Below are 19,182 nucleotides of genomic sequence, written 5' to 3'. Positions count from 1 at the left end.
CTATATGTGGCCAGCCCCACTTTATACACTACCTATATGTGATCTCGTCTAAAGCACTTCGGTCAATCTGACCTCCAGGAGGCTTTCGTCATGACTTTCATCTATTTCGCGGGCGGGGTGGCGTTCTTCGTCGTTTCCGCCCTTTTCATTGGGCTGTGCGAGCGCCTGCGGGAGAGCGGCCAATGACTGCGCTCTATATCGGTGCCGGGATACTTGTCCTCGGCCTGCTTGGCTACCTTCTGGTAGCCCTGATCAAACCCGAAATCTTTCCCTAAATCGAGGCGACAATGTCCCAATTTATCACGGGCAATGGCTGGCTGCAGCTTGCCCTCTATATGGCGGTGCTTCTGGCGTGCGTAGTGCCGCTCGGTGGCTACATGGCCAGGGTCTTCCAGGGCGAAAAGACCTTCATGTCGCCGGTACTCGGCTGGCTCGAAAAACTCACCTATACCATTTGCGGCGTCGATCCTGATAAGGATGACATGAGCTGGAAGGACTACGCTATTGCCACGATGGTGTTTTCGGCAATCGCCTTCATCGTGCTTTACTTCATCCTCGTCTTTCAGAACCTGCTGCCGTTTAATCCGCAGAAGCTGCCCGGCCTGACGCCTGACCTGTCGTTTAATACGGCAGCGAGTTTCGTCACCAACACCAACTGGCAAGCCTACGGTGGTGAAACCACCATGAGTTATTTTAGCCAGATGGTCGGCCTGACCGTGCAGAACTTCATCTCGCCCGCCGTCGGTCTCGCCGTGCTGGTGGCATTGATCCGCGGCCTGTCGCGCAAGGAATCAACGGGCATAGGCAATTTCTGGGTCGATATGGTCCGCGCCAACATCTATGTCCTTCTGCCTCTGGCGTTGATCGTTGCGATCCTGCTCGGTTCACAGGGCGTCGTGCAGACCTTTGATGCCTATGTGACAGCACATACGCTTCAGGGCATCGATCAAACGATTGCCGTCGGTCCGGCGGCTTCCCAGGTGGCTATTAAACAACTCGGCACCAATGGCGGCGGCTTCTTCAATGTCAATTCGGCGCATCCGCTGGAAAACCCGACGCCCCTGGCCAACTTCATTGAAGTCCTGTCGATCCTGCTGATCCCGGCGGCCTTGTGTTACACCTTCGGCGTCATGGTCAAGGACAAGCGTCAGGGCTGGTCGATACTGGCGGCCATGACAATCATTTTCGTGCCGCTCCTTATTTTCTGCGTCGCCATGGAACAAGGCGGCAATCCGAACTTCGCCGCGCTGCATATCGATCAGATGGCAAGCCACCTTCAGCCCGGCGGCAATATGGAAGGCAAGGAAACACGTTTCGGCATCACCAACTCCGCACTGTGGGCCTCGGCGACAACAGCGGCCTCCAATGGCAGCGTGAACTCCATGCATGACAGTTATACCCCCCTTGGCGGCATGGTTCCGCTGTTGCTGATGAAGTTCGGCGAAATCATCTATGGCGGCGTCGGCTCGGGTCTCTACGGCATGCTGGTCATGGTTATCCTCACCGTCTTCATTGCCGGCCTGATGGTCGGCCGCACACCGGAATACCTCGGCAAAAAGATCCAGAGCTTCGAGATCAAAATGGCCTCAATCGCCATGCTGGTTCCGGGCATACTGGTCCTGATCGGCACGGCCATCGCCGTAATGACCAAGGACGGGCAGGCGGGAATCTACAATCCTGGGGCACACGGCTTTTCCGAAGTCCTCTATGCCGTGACCTCGGCCGGCAACAACAACGGTTCGGCCTTTGCCGGCCTGTCAGCCAATACCCCGTTCTACAATTCGCTGCTCGGCATCTGCATGCTGTTTTCACGCTTCTGGATCATCATTCCGACTCTAGCGCTCGCCGGCGCCCTCGCGGCAAAGAAAACGGTGCCTGAATCTGCCGGCACGCTGCCGACGCACAATGTGCTTTTCATAGCGACCCTGGTCGGCGTCATCGTCATCGTCACCGTCCTGACCTATGTGCCTACGCTGGCGCTCGGCCCGGTCGTCGAACACTTCAACATGATCAAGGGCTAAGTCCATGTCCGTTACGTCCAAATCCCAAAAGGGTGGACTTTTCGAGGGGGCGGATATGGGGGCCGTCTTCAGGAACTCCATCCTCCGTCTCAACCCGCTCTACCAGGCGCGCAACCCGGTCATGTTTCTGGTGTTCGTCGGCTCGATCATCACCACCGGCATCTTCGGCGTTATGCTGGTCAGGCCGGACGCCATCATCGGCGGCGGCCAGCCGCTGTGGTTCGTTGGCCTGATCACCTTCTGGCTGTGGTTCACCCTGCTGTTTGCCAACTTTGCCGAGGCCATCGCCGAAGGCAAGGGCAAGGCTCAGGCCGACAGCCTGAAGAAGTCGCGTCGTGATGTCTCGGCCAAGAAGCTGAACAAGGTCACGGATCGCACAAAGCACCTCAGTGTTCCGGCCAATTCCCTGCGCAAGGGCGACATCATCGTCGTCGAAGCCGGTGATTTTGTCCCCGCCGATGGTCAGGTTCTCGAAGGCATCGCCTCGGTTGACGAAAGCGCCGTGACCGGTGAATCGGCGCCTGTCATCCGCGAATCCGGCGGCGACCGCGATGCCGTTACCGGCGGCACGCGCGTCCTCTCCGACTGGATCGTGGTGCGCGTCACCTCCGATCCGGGCGAAAGCTTCCTTGACCGCATGATCTCGTTAGTGGAATCGGCCAAGCGCCAGAAGACCCCCAACGAAATCGCCCTGTCGATTCTGCTGGCGGCGCTGACCATCATCTTCCTGCTGGTCTGCGCTACCCTGCTGCCTTACTCGCTGTTCAGCGTCGAGCGTGCCGGCGCCGGCTCGGTTATCACCATCACGGTACTGATCGCGCTTCTGGTCTGTCTGATCCCGACCACAATCGGCGGGTTGCTCTCCGCCATCGGCATTTCGGGGATGCAGCGCCTGATCAAGGCCAATGTCATCGCCACCTCCGGCCGTGCAGTCGAAGCCGCCGGCGACGTCAATGTCCTGCTGCTCGACAAGACCGGCACCATCACCTTCGGCAACCGTCAGGCGGTCGAATTCTTCCCGGCACCGGGCATCACCCAGCAGCAACTAGCCGAGGCTTCCGAACTGTCGTCTCTGGCCGACGAGACGCCGGAAGGCCGGTCGATCGTCGTGCTGGCCCGCAAGCTGTTCGGCCTGCCGGAACGGGACGTGAAAGACCTGAAGGCGGACTTCATTCCCTTCAGCGCTGAGCAACGGGTATCGGGCATCATCATCAACGAACGCCATATCCTGAAAGGCGCGGGCGACGCCATCGCCAGGATCGTCGCGCAAAAGGGGGGATCGGTGCCGGCTGAAGTGACCGTCCAGATCGAGGATATTGCGCGCCAGGGCGGCACGCCGCTGACCGTGGCCGAGAACAGCCAGGTACTGGGCGTGGTCTACCTGAAAGACATCGTCAAGCCGGATATCAAGGCGCGCCTCGCTGACCTGCGCAAGATGGGCATCAAGTCCATCATGATCACCGGCGACAACCCGCTGACCGCCGCGGCCATCGCCTCGGAAGCCGGCGTCGATGACTTCCTCGCCCAGGCGACACCTGAGACCAAGCTGAAATACATCCGCCAGATGCAGGAAGGCGGCGAGTTAGTCGCCATGGTGGGTGACGGCACCAACGACGCCCCGGCCCTGGCCCAGTCCGACGTGGCCGTGGCCATGAATTCCGGCACCCAGGCCGCGAAGGAAGCCGGCAACATGGTCGATCTCGACAGCGATCCGACCAAGCTGATCGAGGTCGTCGAGATCGGCAAGCAACTCCTGATGACGCGCGGATCGCTGACGACCTTCTCGATCGCCAACGATCTGGCCAAGTATTTCGCCATCATCCCGGCGGCCTTTGCTACCACCTATCCGGTGCTTGGGGCGCTGAATGTGATGGGGCTGAAATCGCCGCAAAGCGCCATCCTGGCTGCGGTCATCTTCAATGCGCTGGTTATCATTGCGCTGATCCCGCTGGCGTTGAAAGGCGTCAAGTACCGGGCCGAACCGGCGGCGAAGATGCTGTCGCGCAATATGTTCGTCTATGGGCTCGGGGGCATTATCGCGCCCTTCATTGGCATCAAGCTGATCGACATGGCCCTCGCGGCCGTGGGATTAGCGTAGCAATTCCACGTATTTTTAGATGCGCTACCGCTGCGCTGCTTGAGCGCGGCGGACTGGCTTAAGGAGTGTGAAAATGAAATCTCTTCTCTCAACCCTGCGTCCGGCTATCGGCACAACCGTCCTGCTAACGGTTCTTCTGGGCGGCGTCTATCCCATGGTGACCACGGGCATTCTGCAACTGGGCTTCAAGGCCCAGGCGCAGGGCAGCCTGATCAGGGATTCTGATGGCAAGGTCATCGGTTCGCGCCTGATCGGCCAGAATTTCGATCAGCCGCAGTACCTGTGGGGCCGGCTGTCCGCCACCGGCACCGCGCCCTATAATGGCGGCGCCTCTTCCGGTTCCAACCTTGGCGCCAATAATCCGGCGCTGATGGACGCCGTCAAGGGGCGGATCGAGGCTTTGCAAAAGGCTGATCCTCTGAACGCCAGACCCATCCCGGTCGATCTCGTCACCGCTTCCGGATCGGGTCTCGATCCGGAAATCAGCCCGGCTGCGGCGGATTATCAGGTGGGACGAATCGCCCAGGCGCGAGGTATTGGCGCGGCGGTTGTCAAATCAGCCATTGCCAAATCCACCCGCCAGCGCGATCTTGGCGTACTGGGCGAACCGCGTGTCAACGTCCTGGAAGTCAATCTCAGGCTCGACGGAAAGTTGAAGTGAAACCTGACAATCGTCGCCCCGCGGGGAGACCTGATCCGGACAAGCTGCTGAAACTGGTTGAGAATGAGACCAGCGGATCCCCGCGCGGCCATCTGAAGGTATTCTTCGGTTCGTCCGCGGGGGTCGGCAAAACCTACGCCATGCTCGGTGAGGCGCGCCGGCGCCAGGCCGAGGGGCGGGATGTGCTGGTTGGTGTCGTCGAACACCATGGTCGTACAGAAACGGCAGCCCTTGTAGAAGGGCTGCCGGTTTTGCCATTACTGGAGATCGAACATCGCGGCGTCATTGTCCGCGAGTTCGATCTGGACGGCGCCCTGGCACGCAAACCGTCGCTGATCCTGATGGACGAATTCGCGCACAGCAATGCGCCGGGATCGCGCCACCCCAAGCGCTGGCAGGATGTCGAGGAACTGCTCGATAACGGCATAGATGTTTACGCCACGCTGAATGTGCAGCATCTGGAAAGCGTCAACGACCAGGTGGCGCGCCTGACGGGCGTCTGGGTCAAGGAAACGGTGCCGGACACCATTTTCGAGGCAGCGGACGAAATCGCGCTCGTTGATATTCCGTCGGACGACCTTCTGAAGCGACTGGCCGAGGGTAAGGTCTACGTCGCCGAAGGTGCGAACAAGCGCGCCGCCGAAAACTTTTTCAAAAAAAGCAATCTGCTGGCCTTGCGCGAAATGGCCCTGCGCCGCACGGCCGAGCGCGTTGACGCCCAGAGCGACGAACTCAACGCTGCCATGGGACAGAACGAAGCTCAGCTTGGTCAGAAGATCATGCTGCTGATCGGGCCTGACCCGCTCTCCACCCGCCTGATCCGCCACGCCAAACGCATGTCCGTGCGGGGACGGGCGCCCTGGTTTGCCGTCTATCTGCAAAGCGACCGGCATGAGCAGCTTGATGAGAAGGACCGCACCCGCGTCGAGCAATATCTGCGTCTGGCGGAAAGTCTCGGTGCGCAGATTGTGCGGCTTTCCGGCGCGCGACCGGCGCAGGATATCCTGGCCTATGCACAGCAAAACGGCTTTACGCGCATCGTGGTCGGGTATCGCCGACCGCCCCTGTGGCTAAAGCCGTTTCGCGCAACCTTCGCGCAGGCCCTTATCGAGCAAAGCGACGGTATCGAGATCACAGTCGTACATGGCGCCACTGGTCAGACACGTGAGCCCGTCACGGCGGCCGCGGTGATCCGGCCTTATCTGGCCCGGCCGCTGGACTACCTGCTTGCCACGGCCATGGTCGCCCTGTGCACGGCGATCGGGTTCGTCTTCCGCGACCATACGCCTTCGAATAATCTGGCCATGATCTATCTCACCGGCGTGGTCATCGTGGCGGCACGGCTGGGGCTGGGGCCGTCGGTCCTGGCCTCGATCCTGAGCGTTCCGGCATTCAATTTTTTCTTCACCGATCCCTATTATACTTTCAACTTCTACGACACCTACTATTACGTCACCTTCGCCTTCATGCTTGTGACATCCTTGGTGGTGGGTTCGCTGACCGCGCGTCTGTCGCGTCACGCGCGGCTCGTCAGCAACCGCGAGCGCGAGACCCAGATTCTCTATGGCCTAACGCGGAGCCTATCAGCCGAGCGCAGCGTCGACATGATTTGCGAAGTGGCCACCCGGCATATCAGCGAACCTTTCAGTCTCGATGTGACCCTGTTTGTAAAAACGCCGGAGGGGCTGAAGGCTTATCCGGAAGGCGTGACTACGCCGGACATGCGTGAAACGGGAGCAATCAATTGGGTGGTCGCCAACGGCCAGATGGCGGGCCGCGATACCGACACCATGCCATCGGCCAACGGCCTGTACCTGCCGCTGCTGGCCGAAAAGGAAACCCTGGGCGTACTCGGCCTGACCGCACGCGACAACGGTCATCCGTTCACCGGCGCCGAGATATTGCAATTCGAGGCTTTTGCCAGCCTGATCGCCGGAGCCCTGCAACGCGCACGGCGGTCGGACGAGGCGGCGGAATCGAAGGTCGAATCGGAGAATGAAAAACTGCGCAACGTGCTGCTGTCATCGCTGTCGCATGACCTGCGCACGCCGCTTACCGTCATGAATGGTTCGGTGAGCACGCTTCTGCGGATGCGCAAGGAGCTGCCGCGAAAGGCAATGGATGAACTGACATCCTTATGGGGGCAACTGACCCGCCTGCAAAAATTCGTCGGTAATCTTCTGGACATGGCGGCGATTACCTCCGGTCATATGAAACTGAATTTTCAACCTTATATGATCCAGGAAATCATTGGGGCCGCGCTTGGACGGGTGGAAGCGACCAAGGGCGGCCGAACCCTGCGGACGCAGATATCAGGCAACCTGCCGATGGTGATGATCGATGGCGGGCTGATCGAGCAGGTCTTCATAAACCTGATCGAGAATGCCTTCCAGCATACGGATGATGATGGCGAGGTGGTCATCTATGTCGAAAAGGACGCTGACCGCCTGCGGGTTCGTATCTCCGACAATGGCACAGGACTCAAGGACGGCGACGAGGCGCGCATCTTCGAGCAGTTCCAGAAAGGGCAGGAATTACGGTCGGATCGCTCCGGCGGCACAGGTCTGGGACTGGCCATCTGCCGCGGTATCGTGCAGGCGCATGGCGGCATGATCTATGCGAAGAACAACCGCATGCTTGCCTCGTCCGATGGTATGCGGTCAGGCACTGGCGCCAGCTTCATCTTTACCCTCCCAATCGCTACGTCCTTCCTAACTTCCCAAGAGATATAGAGTGGCATCTGATTGAATTAGATTGACACTCTATATCTTTGCTTTTGCGCACTTTTTAAACCGAAAAGTGCGTCACACTTTTCGGAAAGTGCTTTAAATGGCCGACTCTCCCCGCATCCTCTCAATTGAAGACGAAAGCGACATCCGCAAATTTTTGCGCACGACCCTTGGCGCCAACGGCATGATGGTGCTTGAGGCCGAGACAGGCAAGGCTGGCTTGCAAAAGGTGGTGTCACAAATACCTGACGTTATCCTTCTCGATTTGGGATTGCCTGACATGGATGGCATGGAGATCATCCGGCAGATCAGGGAATGGGGGCGAACGCCGATTATCGTGCTGTCCGCGCGCGGCCAGGAGGCGGACAAGGTGGAAGCGCTAGAACTGGGGGCCGACGACTATCTGACCAAGCCCTTTTCCGCTGCCGAGTTGATCGCGCGCATCAAGGTGGCCCTTCGCAAGCGGAACCAGCCCCAGGGTGATGCACCTTTCGTTTATGATCATGATAATCTCAGAATAGACACGGCTGCTCGGCGCATACAACTGGACGGGGAGGATGTACACCTGACGCCAATCGAATATAAATTGCTGGCGGTCCTGGCGCGCAATTCCGGTAAGGTGCTGACTCATGGCGCACTTCTGAATGAAGTCTGGGGTAAGCATAGCACTGACAATCAGACCTATCTGCGCATTCATACCCAGCACCTGCGCGAAAAGCTGAAAGACGATGCGTTAAATCCCCGCTTCATCGTCACTGAGCCAGGGATAGGCTACCGCTTGAAGCCCTAGCCAAGGCTACACAAAAACACCACGCTAACGGGTCAAATCTATACACCTTGCATATGCGCGAAGGCCTAAAAAATGCTTTTCCGAGGAGCCCTTTTAGTAGCTGCGCCTACGCATTCTTGTCACCATATATACTTTCGGCAGTGACGCGCACCAGTGCCAGAATCTGCTGACGCACCTTTCGATCACGAATACGCGGGAAAGCCTTAGCCAACTCGATTCCTTCTGTTGTCAGCAAAAACGCGCTGACATATTGCTCGGATTCGGATTCTGAAAAACCGGGTGCTGTTTCATCGCTGCCCAGCCCCTCGTAAAAATAGCTGATCGGCATTTTCAGAACCTGGCGATATAAAATAGTGTTGAAGCGCTGACGCGGTTGGTCCCGCGCTCATATTTTTGAATTTGCTGGAATGTCAGACCAATTCCCTTCGCCAAGGGCTCCTGGCTCATATTCAGGAATTTGCGCCTCATATGGATATGCGAACCGATATGAGCATCCACGAAATGAGGCGCGCTGGATTTACCTGTTTTTATCCGTGCCATCTAGGTTCCTTGGCCTTACGCGTATGGGATGTTTGAAACAGGTTGTTTCCCACTTGGGGTCGCACAGAGCCTCTGCAAGAGGTTGCGTGCGCGTAATATGCAGGTTAAGCGACAGGCTGTCGAGCGTCATTCGCGGAAGTAAAACGCGGTTTAACGTATGGCCATAAGGTCCGTTTTCAAGCGCAGACCGACAACCAAGGCATCGTCTATGTCCGTGCGGCCGTATGGATTTTGCACATATTGTAGGTCCGGCTGCACTGACAGGCCGTCGCGGATATCCCAGCGATAGGTCAGTTCGTAGGTGATCTCGCGCCTGAGGGTTTCACCGGTAGATGCCTGATAGGGTGCGCCGAAATGGGCGGCAGCCACGGCGAAGCCCAGTTGGTCGGTATCGTGCCCCCTGATCGGACCGGTATAGACCAGGCCGCCACCGACATAGTCGGCGATCGCCATCAGTTGGTCATTGGTCAGTCCGGCGCGAACCCAGCCCTTGAGGCCACGGTCGTCATTGCCGGTGAGGGTAAAAGCGGCCTGCGCATAGGCGCCGCCATTGCCGTCGGATGTGCCGGTGCCATCAAGGCGATCCAGGGTGGCGGTGTTCTTCCAGGCGCCGAGTTTCACGAAGCCGCCGGTGAAGTCGTACTGGTATTCGCCGGCCCAATGACTGCCTTCCTCGGCCGACAGCTTGATGTAGACGAACTTCTTGTCATCGTAAGGATCGCCGGGCACGCCATCAAAAATGCCGGCGCGGAAGGTCTGGTGGAAGGTCAATCGCCATTGACCGACCAGACCCAGGCCGGTCGTGGGGAAGATGGAGGGACCGGTCTGCGAATAGTCGACGCCGATGCCGTGCGAGGCATTCAGAAAGACCGTGGCATTATCCTGGACGTCGAAAATACCGTTGAGATTGATCAGGCCGGCCATGACATAGCCTTGGCTGTCACCGAAGGTCTTTTTTCCATAGGCTTCAAACAGCCGCCAGCCATCGGGGCAATCTATATTGGAGGTCACCTGCACATCGCCGACCCGGTTGGCGGAAAAATCATCGCCGAAATCACCCAGCACATAGCCGAAAGCTTCCCAGCCGCTGTCATTCTGCCAGTGCGCCGTCAGGTCGAGATTGCTGAGCGTGCTGGAGCCGACATTAAGGCCGCCGCTGACAAGGGAGTCGACTTCTGTGGTCAGGACCGCGCCGGTCTCGATTTCGCCGGCGCGGGCTTTCTGTGAAACGACGGCGGCCAGGACCAGCAGGGCGATAAAGCCGTAAAAGCCGATAGCCGAGGATTGACGGTGAGGGCGAAGGGAGGACATGAGATCACGCGGGTAAGCTGTTACTTTCCCTACATTATTTCACAAAATCGCTACTTTTGAGTGAACGCCGTTATCGCAATCGGGCCAATTAGAAGCGCCGATTTGACAGATCGGCGCTTTTAATTTTTTTGCTCTACGCGCTTTCCCAAAAGTGCATTACACTTTTGGGAAAGCGCTTAACCGTCCCAGCCGGCCCCTTGCGGATCAGGCGTGTAGGGCAGCAGGTCGCACGTCATAAAGACGACATCGAGCCAGCGGTCGAATTTGAAACCGGCGCGGGGCAGGCTGCCGGTATAATCAAAACCGCACGCCTTATGCACCCCGATCGAGGCCAGGTTTTCGCTGTCGCCGATCACGGCGATCATGCTGTAAAGGCCACGTTTGGTACAGAGTTCCATCAGTTTTAGCAGCAGCGCCTTGCCGATGCCGCGGCCGGTAGCTTCCGGCGCCAGATAGATGCTGTCTTCCACGACATATTTGTAGGCCGGACGAGTGCGGAAGGGCGCGGCATAGGCATAGCCCAGTACCTTGCCGTCTTCCTCCGCGACCAGATAGGGCAGGCGTAGTTTCTGTACAGCATGAAAACCGGCGAGCATTTCACTTTCGGGAGGTGCTTCCAGGGCGAAGGTGCCGGTGCCGTGCGCGACATTCCAGGCATAGATGGCGGTAATGGCGGTGAAGTCGTCTTCTGTTGCCGGGCGGATATCGATCATGCCTTGCGCTCGCCTTTTTTCTCTTGGGCCCAGATGGCGAAGGCATAATCGAAGGCGATTTCCTTCAGGAACTCGAACCGGCCTGAAGCGCCGCCATGGCCGGCCTCCATATTGATTTTGAGCAGCATGGGCGAATCCGAAGTCGATTTTTCACGCAGCCTGGCGATCCACTTCATCGGCTCCCAGTAGGTGACGCGGGTATCGCTCAGGCCCCCCGTGGCCAGAACCGGCGGATAGGGCTTGGCCGCGATATTGTCGTAAGGCGAATAGGAAGCGATATATTGGTAAGCCTCTTCATCCTCCAGCGGATTGCCCCATTCGGGCCATTCCGGTGGGGTCAGGGGCAGGGAGATGTCGCTCATGGTGTTGAGCACGTCAATGAATGGCACCGCGCCGATGACACCGGCCCACAGGTCCGGGCGCAGATTGGTGACCGCGCCCATCAACATCCCGCCAGCCGATCCGCCATAGGCGACGATACGGCCGCGTGTACCGTAACCGGCGTCGCACAAGCTTTCGGCGCAGGCGATGAAATCGGTGAATGTATTCATCTTTTTATATTTGCGGCCGTCGAGGAACCAGCCATAGCCCTTTTCCGATCCGCCGCGGATATGGGCGATGGCATAGACCCAGCCGCGGTTGACGAGACTTAAACTACGGATCGAAAAACCGGGGTCCATCGGCGTACCGTAGGAGCCGTAGGCATAGAGCATCAGCGGCGCGGTGCCGTCGAGCTTGGTATCTGCCTTCATCAGAGCGGTGATCGGTACTTGCTGGCCGTCGGGCGCCGTGGCGTAAAGCCGGCGGGCCACATAGTCCTTCGGACTGTGACCGGAGGGAATGACCTGGACCTTGCGCAGAACCTGTTCGCGCGTCTCCATATTATAGTCGAAGGTCTGGGCCGGCGTGGTGGGGGAGGTGTAGCTGTAGCGCAGGATATCGGTATCGTATTCATAACCGCCGGCCGCGCCCAGGCTGTAGGCTTCCTCGGCTACCGAGATTTCATGCTCGGTCATATCCGCCTTACGCGTGATAACTATACGGGTATTGGCGTTTTCACGCTCCACGCGGATCATGTGGCGCTTATAGACGCCTGAGCCGGTGATGTAGATGCCGGGGCGATGCGGCACCAGATCGGTCCAGGTGTCGCGTGCGGGCTTTTCGGCGAAGGAAACCATCAGCTTGAAATCGATGGCGCCGTCGGCATTGGTGCGGATGATAAAGCGGTCATCCCAGTGGTCGATATCGTACTGGATGCCGTCCTCGCGTGGCTGGACGCAGAAGGGCACGGCTTCCGGTGTGGCGGCCGGGATCAGCCAGGTCTCATTGGTTTCGTGATTGCCGCCGCCGATGCTGATAAAGGCGTCCGAACTGAGCGTACCGACATGCAGGAAAAAACCTTCGTCCGGTTCATCATAGACCAGTACGTCTTCGCCACCTCTGGCCGGCCGGCGATAGACCTTGGCCGGGCGGGAGTTTTCATCGCGCCAGGTCCAGAAGATGTATCGGGAATCCGGCGAGAAGGTGAAGCCGCCGTCACAGCTTTCGATCGGGTTCGGAAGGATTTCTCCCGTCGCCAGATCCCTTACATACACAGTGTAATATTCAGACCCTTGCGTATCTTCCCCCCACGCAAAGAGGGTGTGATCAGGGCTGTGCTGGGCATCCGAGGTCTCGTAGAAGTCGGTGCCTTTGGCGCGTTCGTCCTCATTGAGCAGGATTTGCTCGGCCGCACGGGTGTCTTCAGTGGAAGGGATCGGGGCTGGAAACGCCTCTTTTGCGCGTGGCCGTCGCGCAATAATCGGATGCTGGGCGCCCGTCTCGAAACGTGAATAGTACTCCCAATCGCCATCGGGCGAAGGCACGCTGGCATCGTCTTCCTTGATGCGCCCCTTCATCTCGGCAAAGATATCTTCCTGCAGGGCTTTCGTATCTTCCAGCATGGCGGCGGAATAGGCGTTTTCCTCGATCAGGGCCGCCTTGATATCGGCGCGGATCAGGCCGGGATCGCGCAACACCGCCTGCCAGTTGTCGTCCTTCATCCAGTGATAATCATCGATGCGCGTATGACCGAGCTGGGTAATCTCGAACGGCTGCCGTACCGGCGAGGGCGCGACAGGAGGGAAGGCGGCTGTTTTGGGAGAGGCGGGCACGTAAGTTTCCTTGATCGGGAGTGTGGCGGCAAAACCAGCCTGCGTCATAAAAGGGTTACCAGGTCTGGTCAAAGTCCCCGGAAGGTTTTTGTAATGGCGTGGCGCACGATTGGGGTAGAGGATTGACCCAATCCGGAAATGTCGTCAAATGGCTTTGGCTGTTGTTTTAGGTTTTTTGGGGGAAAAGCGTGATGATGGATGTTGACCTGACAGTAGCCCTGATCAAGGCGACCGTGCAGATCGATCAGCCGATCAGCGAGGCCAAGCGCATGGTCGGCACCGGTTTTCTGGTGTCGGTGCCCAGGGCCGACGGTACGAGTGAGGTTGTGCTGGTCACCGCCGCTCACGTTTTCGAAAAAATGCCGGCCGCCGATGTGCGGATCGGCTGGCGCGTCCAGGGCGTCAAAGGTAACTGGAGCTATGTCCCCTCCAACATGACCATCCGCACCGTCAATGGTCCGGCCTGGTATCAGCATCCGGCGCAGGATATCGCCATCATTCCGGTCGATGTGCCCGAAGGTTTGCGCGATTCCGCCATCCCGGCCGACTGGCTGGCTGATGACGCCACCTTTATCAATGAGCGCGTGGCGGCGGGCGACGAAATGATGACGCTTGGCTATCCGCATGGCCTTTCTGCCAATGTCGCCGGTTTTCCGATCCTGCGCGCCGGCCGCCTGGCCTCGTGGCCGGTGGCACCTTCAACCACTTATCCCACCTTCCTGATTGACCTGACGGCCGTGCCGGGCAATTCCGGCGGTCCGGTCTTCATGACGTCCCAAGGCGACAAGGGACACGCCTTTGTCGCCGGCGTTCTGATCAAACAGGTCGAGGACGACAATCAGCGTCTGGAACTCGGCGTGGTGACGGACGCCGTGTTCGTGCGCGAAACCATCAATCTGATGCTGAAAGCGCAAGGAACGGGTCTTAACCCATCGGTCAGCCTGAAGCCGGCCGCGCCGGCACCGATGCGGACACCGGGCGGCGCCACCACCGATACGCAGGATATGACGCGGCGCGTGACCGATACGGTCGGTCAGGCGGCCAAGCCGTCGCAAGGCGAGGGCGGCGATCAAGTAACGCCGGAACAATCGCCTGTGCATTGAGGTTAGGCGAGTGAATTACCGTTAGGTATCGAAACCACGAATAGGCACGAATAAACACGAATGCTGCGGCGATATTCGTGTTTATTCGTGCCTATTCGTGGTTTCTAATATATGCGCTAATCCAGATTGAGCGTAAGGTCGTCCAAAGCGCCATAGCCGGACTTAATCGCCGCCACATGGGCCGAGGCATGGCTGAGCACATGGGCATAAAAGACACGCATCAGTTTGATGCGGTCGGTCAGCCATATTTTGTCACCGGTTTCCAGTTGGTTATGTGCAGCCACGGCGCCCTTCAGCAGCAGCCAGCCGCCGATCAGGTCACCGCAGAGCGTCAGATAGGTGGTGGCTGCGGCGGCCACATCGAGAGGTGCGGCGGCTTTTTGCGCCAGCAGATGATCCGTGGCTGTAGTGAAAGCCGCAAGCGCGGATTTCAATGCTTCACACTCTGCTTTGAAATTTGCCGGCAAGTCGCTGTTTAGAAAAGCTTTTATATCGTCGGCTAATTCCTTCGCGGCGGTGCCGTCATGGCCCAGCTTGCGCCCGACCAGATCGGCGGCCTGAATGCCGTTGGTGCCTTCGTAGATCGGCGCGATACGGGCGTCACGGTAGTATTGCGCGGCGCCGGTTTCCTCGATAAAGCCCATGCCGCCATGCACCTGCACCCCGGCGGAGGCCACCTCAACGCCACGGTCGGTGCTCCAGGCCTTGGCAATGGGCACCAGAAAGTCCTCCCGGCGCTTATGGCGTTCGGCATCCTCACCCCGCTTCACCGCATCAATGGCAGAGGCCGTCAGCATACAGATTGCGCGGGCGGCCTCGACCTTGGCTTTCATCACGGCCAGCATCAGGCGGACATCCGGATGATCATAGATCGGCGCATAGTCCTGACCGGTGATCAGCGACTTGCCTTGTCGGCGTTCCAGCGCATAGTTTTGCGCCTTTTGCCAGGCGGCATCGGCAAGGCCCACGCCTTCAAAGCCGACAGCCAGGCGCGCGGCATTCATCATGGTGAACATGGCCGCCAACCCGCCATTGGGCGGGCCGATCAGTTCGGCCTGCGCAGCCTCGAACGACATGACGCAGGTGGGGGAGGCGTGGATGCCGAGCTTGTGCTCCAGACCAACGCATTTGACCGTGTTGCGCGCGCCGATACTACCTTCGGTATCGACCAGAAATTTCGGGCACAGGAACAGCGAAATGCCGCGTGTGCCCTTCGGCGCATCCGGCAGGCGGGCCAGGACGAGATGGACGATATTTTCCGTACCGTCGTGCTCGCCCCAGGTGATGAAAATCTTCTGGCCAGTGATGCGGAAAGTACCATCTCCATTCGGTTCGGCCCTGGTGGTCAGGGCCGCCAGATCGGAACCGGCGCCGGGTTCGGTCAGGTTCATGGTGCCCGACCATTCGCCGGCGATCAGCTTCGGCAGGAACAGGTCTTTCTGGGCTTGCGTACCATGTGCGTGGATGGCCTCGATGGCGCCTTGGCTCAGGGTCGGCAACAGGGTAAAGGCCATGTTGGCGCCGTGGAACATATCAAAACAGGCTTGCTCCAGCATTTTCGGTAAGCCCTGGCCGCCATAGGCTGGATCGGCCGCCAGCCCATACCAGCCGCCCTCGGCATAGGTTTTAATTGCTTCCAGAAAACCCGGCGCGATCACGACCTGGTCGCCTTCCAGCCGGGTGCCAGCCAGATCACCGGCGCGATTGAGCGGCGCCAGCACGTCTCCGGCCAGTTGCCCGGCGGCGTCAAGCACCGCGTCGCGGAGACCGGAATCGAAGTCCGGAAAAGCCGGCGAATTGTAGCTTGCCGACATGCCGATGACATGATCGAGGCAGAAGGTGATATCCTTGAGACTGGGGCGGTAGGTCAATTTCGACTCCCTGTTTTCAGGCAGTCTATGACGGCGAAAACCGCGCCGCAAGCTTAATTTACGTGAACGTCAACTTTGATTAAATTGTAATCGTGACTATTGCATTTGTTTTTGCATGACCCCTTATGACGGGTAGTGTATGCAAGGCATATCTGAGGAGAGTGGCCGTTATGACAGATCTGACCCCAACCAGCTATAATCGTTATAGCCGCTATATTCACTGGCTGATGGCCTTTCTGATTTTGTTCATGGTCTTCCTGGGCTGGCGCTTCGAGGACAAGGATACCTTCCTGCTCAATCGCGCCAACCTGCATAAGTCGATCGGTATTCTGATCCTGCTGCTGACCTTCCTGCGCATTGGGTTACGCGTGGCCTACAAGGCGCCGCCCGAACCGCCTATGCCAAAATGGCAGGCCCTGGCCGCCAAGGCGCTGCATCTCGGCTTCTATCTGGTGATGATCGCCCTGCCTTTGTCCGGCTGGCTGATGGTGTCGACCTCTGCGCGGGAGGTTCCCTTCTTCGGTATCGCCTGGCCGCACCTGCCCGTGCCGCAGAACCACGAAACACACGAAACCTTCGAGACCGTGCACGGCCTGCTCGCTAAGCTGATCTTCTATGTCATGATCCCGCTGCATGTCCTGGCGGCACTGAAGCACCAGTTTGTCGACAAGGATACGGTGGTCGAGCATATGGTGCCGGGTCTGACGCCGCGCCCGATCCTGAACTACCGCTGGCTCCTGCCGATCGGTGTGGTCGGTCTGGCCGTGGCGCTCGGTTTCGGTATTTATCGCGGAACGCCGCTGAACGAAGGCAAAGAGGCACCGCCGCCACTGCCCGAGGCTGCGGCTGAGTCTGTTTCAGTGGAAGCGCCAGCCTCGGCAGTCGCGTCTTCGGCCGATGCCGCTTCGAGCGCGTCTTCTGCTGCCGCAGTGACCAACTGGATTGTCGACAAATCCGCCACTACCATCGCATTCGCCACCACCTTTTCCGGTGAGGCGATCAATGGTGGATTCAGCAGTTATCCGGCCAATATTGCCTTCGATCCGGAGCAACTCGATAAATCGCACGTCAAGGTAACGATCGATCTGGCCTCGGTCAATTCCGGCGATGGCGACCGCGACGGCACGCTGAAAAGCGATGCCTTCTTCAATGTCGCCGCCACGCCCAAGGCCATTTACGAGGCGTCCAGCTTCACCAAAACAGACGCGACCCATTTCGTTGCCAAGGGCAGGCTGACGATGCACGGCACGACGAAGCCCCTCAACCTGCCGTTCACGCTGAATATCAAGTCGGGCGTCGCCATCATGTCGGGTACGGTCGATCTGGATCGCACGGCCTTCGGGGTCGGAACGGGCGACTGGGCCAAGACGGATTCGGTGCCAGCCAAGGTGACCGTGAAGATCAACCTGAAGGCTAAAGCGTCGAAATGAGTGATGTCGATGCGGCGGTAAGCGCCCTGCGTGAGGGGGCGCTGATCCATCTGCCGACGGAGACGGTCTACGGGCTTGGTGCGCGCGCCGATGATCCGGAAGCGGTCATCAAGGTTTTCGAGGCCAAGGGACGACCGCGTTTCAATCCGCTGATCGTGCATATCGGCGATATCGTCCTGGCCGAACAAATCGGCGTGTTCGATGATCGTGCGCGCGCCTTGGCGAAAGCCTTCTGGCCGGGCCCGCTGACTCTGGTTGTGCCGGTACGCGATGCTGGTCTGGCCTGCGATCTGGCGCGCGCCGGCCTGGATAGCGTGGCCTTGCGGATGCCTGCGCATCCGATGGCTCTGGATATCTTGCGCGGTTTTGGCGGAGGCGTGGTGGCGCCCTCGGCCAATCGCTCGGGGCGGCCGAGTCCTACCACGCAAGCGGATGCCTATGAGGAAACCGGCGCCTTTGTCCAGGCGTCGCCGGACGGTGGCGACTGCCATGTTGGCGTGGAATCAACGGTTGTCAGTCTACTCGATGATGCTCGCTACCTGCGTGCCGGTGCCGTAACCCGGGCACAGGTCGAGGCGGTAATTGGGCCGCTGGCGTCTGATCAGGCCGAAGGCCACCGGTCTCCTGGACGGCTGAGCCTGCACTATGCGCCGGACGCGCCCGTTAAAATCAATGTGGATGAACCGTCCGCCAGCGCGGCCTATCTGGCTTTCGGGCCGACGAATTTCACCGGTCCGGTCATCCAACTCAGTGCCAGGCGCGATCTGCATGAGGCTGCCGCAAATCTCTTCCGGGCCTTGCGTGAAGCCGACCGCCTGAACCCGCCTGTGATCGAAATCGCTCCCATGCCGGAAGACGGCATCGGCGAGGCCATCAATGACCGTATCAAACGCGCGGCGGGGTTTGTCGGTTAAGCGGCCTTCTTCTTCGTTACCAGGGCTGGCTGCGGGCGGGTAAACACCCAGTCACCGTCCTTCGACAGGTCGGCGCGGAATTGATAATCGGCCACTCTGAAATCCTTCAGGCCATCGATGCGGTCGATGCGGTTATCAATCATGTATCGCGCCATCAGGCCACGGGCTTTCTTGGCGAAAAAGGAAACGATCTTAGCCTCATTGCCCTTGATTTCGAGAAAGCGTGGACTGACAGCATTTGCCTTCAGCACTTTTGTCAGGGCAGCGCGCGAATATTCGGTGCTGGCCAGATTGACGAGCGTGTCATCCCCTTGCGACTTCAATTCTTCATTCAGGCTTTTGGCCAGGCTGTCGCCCCAGAACTGATACAGCGAGTCCGCACGTCCTGTTTTCAGTTGCGATCCCATTTCCAGACGGTACGGACGGATCAGGTCGAGCGGTCGCAATACGCCGTAAAAGCCAGACAGGATGCGGATATGATCCTGCGCCCATTCCAGGCCGGCTTTGTCCAGCGTGCGGGCTTCGAGACCGCTATAAACATCGCCATCGAACATAAAGGCGGCGGCGCCCCGTGTCTGGTCTTCAAAGCCCTGATAGCGCTCATAATTCAGTTCGCTGAGCGCCGGTGAAATATCCATCAGTTCGGCGATGTGCTTCGGCTTTAATCGCTTGAGGCTTTTTAATAGTTTTGCGCTCTGTTCCGAGAACCGCGGTTCCGTGGGGCTGATGCCGTCATCGAAGGGCGTAAGGTCGAGCGATTTGGCGGGCGATAAAAGAGTCAGCATGAACGGTTTTTTTAAGCTTTGCGGTTTAGGGTTCGCGTCACCGGCCAACATAAGGATGTTCGT

At 58.9% G+C, this 19,182-nt stretch carries 14 protein-coding genes and 1 pseudogene; 9 read left to right on the top strand and 6 right to left on the bottom strand.

All coding sequences use genetic code 11. The annotated features are described in order from the left end of the window. Positions 1-182 precede the first annotated feature (182 nt). The 6 genes from kdpF (at position 183) to BLO49_RS01980 (ending at position 8,299) form a co-directional block, all read left to right on the top strand. Positions 183-275: a K(+)-transporting ATPase subunit F gene (kdpF, locus tag BLO49_RS02005; protein WP_090643546.1), complete on the top strand. Its 93-nt coding sequence runs from the start codon at positions 183-185 to the stop codon at positions 273-275. Positions 276-287: 12 nt separating this feature from the next. Further along, complete coding sequence (kdpA, locus tag BLO49_RS02000; protein WP_220083686.1) at positions 288-2,021, top strand: potassium-transporting ATPase subunit KdpA; 1,734 nt, start codon at positions 288-290, stop codon at positions 2,019-2,021. Positions 2,022-2,025: 4 nt separating this feature from the next. Next, entirely contained in the window at positions 2,026-4,119 is a 2,094-nt protein-coding gene (gene kdpB, locus BLO49_RS01995) for a potassium-transporting ATPase subunit KdpB (RefSeq protein WP_090643543.1), read from the top strand. Between the two features lie 73 nt (positions 4,120-4,192). Further along, on the top strand, positions 4,193-4,780 hold the full coding sequence (gene kdpC / locus BLO49_RS01990; protein WP_090643541.1) for a potassium-transporting ATPase subunit KdpC: 588 nt from the start codon (positions 4,193-4,195) through the stop codon (positions 4,778-4,780). Beyond that, positions 4,777-7,512: a sensor histidine kinase gene (locus BLO49_RS01985; protein ID WP_090643538.1), complete on the top strand. Its 2,736-nt coding sequence runs from the start codon at positions 4,777-4,779 to the stop codon at positions 7,510-7,512. Before kdpC ends, BLO49_RS01985 begins: the two co-directional genes overlap by 4 nt. Before the next feature lie 97 nt (positions 7,513-7,609). Continuing rightward, on the top strand, positions 7,610-8,299 hold the full coding sequence (locus BLO49_RS01980; protein WP_090643535.1) for a response regulator: 690 nt from the start codon (positions 7,610-7,612) through the stop codon (positions 8,297-8,299). 106 nt (positions 8,300-8,405) lie between these two features. Here the strand turns inward: BLO49_RS01980 and BLO49_RS01975 are convergent. From BLO49_RS01975 to BLO49_RS01960, 4 genes and pseudogenes are all read right to left on the bottom strand, one after another. Beyond that, positions 8,406-8,839, bottom strand: a pseudogene (locus BLO49_RS01975) (helix-turn-helix domain-containing protein). A 150-nt stretch (positions 8,840-8,989) separates the two neighbouring features. Continuing rightward, the gene (locus BLO49_RS01970) at positions 8,990-10,150 is read right to left on the bottom strand and encodes a carbohydrate porin (RefSeq protein WP_090643532.1); all 1,161 of its coding nucleotides are present in this window, start codon (positions 10,148-10,150) and stop codon (positions 8,990-8,992) included. Positions 10,151-10,326: 176 nt separating this feature from the next. Next, the gene (locus BLO49_RS01965) at positions 10,327-10,863 is read right to left on the bottom strand and encodes a GNAT family N-acetyltransferase (RefSeq protein ID WP_090643529.1); all 537 of its coding nucleotides are present in this window, start codon (positions 10,861-10,863) and stop codon (positions 10,327-10,329) included. Then, complete coding sequence (locus tag BLO49_RS01960; protein WP_090643527.1) at positions 10,860-13,064, bottom strand: S9 family peptidase; 2,205 nt, start codon at positions 13,062-13,064, stop codon at positions 10,860-10,862. The genes BLO49_RS01965 and BLO49_RS01960 overlap by 4 nt, the downstream gene beginning before the upstream one ends. Positions 13,065-13,207: 143 nt before the next feature. Here BLO49_RS01960 and BLO49_RS01955 point away from each other — a divergent pair, with 143 nt between their 5' ends. Further along, complete coding sequence (locus BLO49_RS01955; protein WP_090643524.1) at positions 13,208-14,119, top strand: S1 family peptidase; 912 nt, start codon at positions 13,208-13,210, stop codon at positions 14,117-14,119. A gap of 116 nt (positions 14,120-14,235) precedes the next feature. On the opposite strand, the gene BLO49_RS01950 is transcribed toward BLO49_RS01955, so the two are convergent. Beyond that, positions 14,236-15,990 carry an acyl-CoA dehydrogenase family protein gene (locus BLO49_RS01950; RefSeq protein WP_090643521.1) on the bottom strand — a complete coding sequence of 585 codons (1,755 nt, stop codon included), beginning with the start codon at positions 15,988-15,990 and terminating at the stop codon, positions 14,236-14,238. A gap of 170 nt (positions 15,991-16,160) precedes the next feature. On the opposite strand from BLO49_RS01950, the gene BLO49_RS01945 reads away from it, so the two are divergent. Together BLO49_RS01945 and BLO49_RS01940 are read left to right on the top strand one after the other, a co-directional pair. Beyond that, positions 16,161-17,420: a YceI family protein gene (locus BLO49_RS01945; RefSeq protein WP_090643519.1), complete on the top strand. Its 1,260-nt coding sequence runs from the start codon at positions 16,161-16,163 to the stop codon at positions 17,418-17,420. After that, on the top strand, positions 17,417-18,334 hold the full coding sequence (locus BLO49_RS01940) for an L-threonylcarbamoyladenylate synthase (protein ID WP_090643516.1): 918 nt from the start codon (positions 17,417-17,419) through the stop codon (positions 18,332-18,334). Before BLO49_RS01945 ends, BLO49_RS01940 begins: the two co-directional genes overlap by 4 nt. On the opposite strand, the gene yaaA is transcribed toward BLO49_RS01940, so the two are convergent. Next, the gene (yaaA, locus tag BLO49_RS01935) at positions 18,331-19,119 is read right to left on the bottom strand and encodes a peroxide stress protein YaaA (protein ID WP_090645972.1); all 789 of its coding nucleotides are present in this window, start codon (positions 19,117-19,119) and stop codon (positions 18,331-18,333) included. The genes BLO49_RS01940 and yaaA overlap by 4 nt on opposite strands. Positions 19,120-19,182: the final 63 nt, after the last annotated feature.

Origin of the sequence: Asticcacaulis taihuensis (genome assembly GCF_900100255.1) — a bacterium.
Taxonomy (GTDB): domain Bacteria; phylum Pseudomonadota; class Alphaproteobacteria; order Caulobacterales; family Caulobacteraceae; genus Asticcacaulis; species Asticcacaulis taihuensis.
This window is presented reverse-complemented; position numbering and strand designations above follow the sequence as displayed.

Bases quoted from the DNA above. Each gene is read 5' to 3' on its own strand.
- kdpC (WP_090643541.1), top strand. From the start codon at position 4,193: ATGAAATCTCTTCTCTCAACCCTGCGTCCGGCTATCGGCACAACCGTC.
- kdpB (WP_090643543.1), top strand. From the start codon at position 2,026: ATGTCCGTTACGTCCAAATCCCAAAAGGGTGGACTTTTCGAGGGGGCG.
- yaaA (WP_090645972.1), bottom strand. From the start codon at position 19,119: ATGCTGACTCTTTTATCGCCCGCCAAATCGCTCGACCTTACGCCCTTC.
- kdpA (WP_220083686.1), top strand. From the start codon at position 288: ATGTCCCAATTTATCACGGGCAATGGCTGGCTGCAGCTTGCCCTCTAT.
- BLO49_RS01960 (WP_090643527.1), bottom strand. From the start codon at position 13,064: ATGACGCAGGCTGGTTTTGCCGCCACACTCCCGATCAAGGAAACTTAC.
- BLO49_RS01940 (WP_090643516.1), top strand. From the start codon at position 17,417: ATGAGTGATGTCGATGCGGCGGTAAGCGCCCTGCGTGAGGGGGCGCTG.
- BLO49_RS01945 (WP_090643519.1), top strand. From the start codon at position 16,161: ATGACAGATCTGACCCCAACCAGCTATAATCGTTATAGCCGCTATATT.
- BLO49_RS01970 (WP_090643532.1), bottom strand. From the start codon at position 10,150: ATGTCCTCCCTTCGCCCTCACCGTCAATCCTCGGCTATCGGCTTTTAC.
- BLO49_RS01980 (WP_090643535.1), top strand. From the start codon at position 7,610: ATGGCCGACTCTCCCCGCATCCTCTCAATTGAAGACGAAAGCGACATC.
- kdpF (WP_090643546.1), top strand. From the start codon at position 183: ATGACTGCGCTCTATATCGGTGCCGGGATACTTGTCCTCGGCCTGCTT.
- BLO49_RS01955 (WP_090643524.1), top strand. From the start codon at position 13,208: ATGATGGATGTTGACCTGACAGTAGCCCTGATCAAGGCGACCGTGCAG.
- BLO49_RS01965 (WP_090643529.1), bottom strand. From the start codon at position 10,863: ATGATCGATATCCGCCCGGCAACAGAAGACGACTTCACCGCCATTACC.